Annotated in this window: 2 protein-coding genes; one reads left to right on the top strand and one right to left on the bottom strand. The window is 63.1% G+C overall.

Annotated elements, in window-relative coordinates; genetic code table 11:
- On the bottom strand, window positions 1-454 hold a 454-nt coding region (rnhA, locus tag BN3266_RS00010; protein WP_059002832.1), incomplete at its 3' end, for a ribonuclease HI.
- 423 nt (window positions 455-877) lie between these two features.
- Between rnhA and BN3266_RS13645 the strand changes: the two genes are divergently transcribed.
- The gene (locus BN3266_RS13645) at window positions 878-1,024 is read left to right on the top strand and encodes a hypothetical protein (RefSeq protein WP_154668904.1); all 147 of its coding nucleotides are present in this window, start codon (window positions 878-880) and stop codon (window positions 1,022-1,024) included.
- Window positions 1,025-1,157: the final 133 nt, after the last annotated feature.

Here is a 1,157-nt window from a genome sequence, read left to right as displayed (position 1 = left end):
GGCGCTGAGACACATGTAGACGGGTATGAGAGAGCGCCGCCAGGGCATCGCAGCGCTCATGTTCCGGGTGGCCGGCGTGGCCCTTGACCCAGTGCAGGGTCACCTGGTGCGCTTCCAGCAGGTCCAGCAGCCGCCCCCAGAGGTCGGGGTTGAGGGCGGGCTCCTTGTTCCCCTTGCGCCAGCCGTTTTTCCGCCAGCTCACAGCCCAGCCCTTCTGCACCCCGTCCACCAGGTATTTGGAGTCGGAGTAGAGCTCCACCCGGCAGGGGCGCTTGAGGGCGGCCAGGGCCTCGATGGCGGCGGTGAGCTCCATGCGGTTGTTGGTGGTCTGCGCCTCTCCGCCGGAGAGTTCCCGCACCGCGTCGCCGCAGCGGAGGATGGCGCCCCAGCCCCCGGGGCCGGGGTTGCCGCTGCAGGCGCCGTCGGTAAAAATTTCCACGTGATTTGCCGGCATCTCTCTGCCTCCCTTTCCCGCCTGGCCCCCGCCCGTTGCGGCGGGGCCCGGCGCTTTTTCCAGTATACCCAAAAAGGGGCGGCGGCACAAGCGCCGCCCCTTGGTGAAAGGGAGATATTTCTCGCCCGATCGGCCCATACTGGGAAAAGACGGAAGGGCGGGGAAGACGCTCCCCCTTCCTTGACATTTGCGGGGAAAACGGATAGTATGATTTTATCTGTATCTGTACGTTTTTCCCTGCGCCCTTTGGCGCAGCGCGTGGCCGCAGACCCTCTGCGCGTCGGCAGAGCCGGGCGGCCGCGCACCCTTTCCGGGCATTCGGAAAATCCTACAATCCAATCAACGAAAATAAAGAGGCGCCCTGCGGGGCGCCTGCGGCGGCTGTGCCCAAAAGGGCCCGCCCCGCAGTTACAGGAGGAACAAATGGCAGAATCAACCACCGACAAGAACAAGACCCAGGGCGCTTCTCAGCCCCAGCAGAAAAAGAGCGGCCGCAGCGGCGGCAACCGCCGTCCCCGCCAGGGGCATGTCTCTTATACCCATCTAGATGTGTATAAGAGACCGCCATAATCTATTGCTAATTGGACTGGGAGCAGCGACCAGCTCCTTCTCCGTGTCTTGTCCCCAAAACACCGCGAGGAGTTTTGACATTACCTATCCTCACTCACTCGAGAAAACTGCAGTTGTGGCCATGACACCCACC

Origin of the sequence: Bittarella massiliensis (ex Durand et al. 2017), assembly GCF_001486165.1 — a bacterium.
GTDB lineage: Bacteria > Bacillota > Clostridia > Oscillospirales > Ruminococcaceae > Bittarella > Bittarella massiliensis.
This window is presented reverse-complemented; position numbering and strand designations above follow the sequence as displayed.

Excerpts from the sequence above, each read along its gene's own strand:
- BN3266_RS13645 (WP_154668904.1), top strand. The coding sequence starts at position 878 with ATGGCAGAATCAACCACCGACAAGAACAAGACCCAGGGCGCTTCTCAG.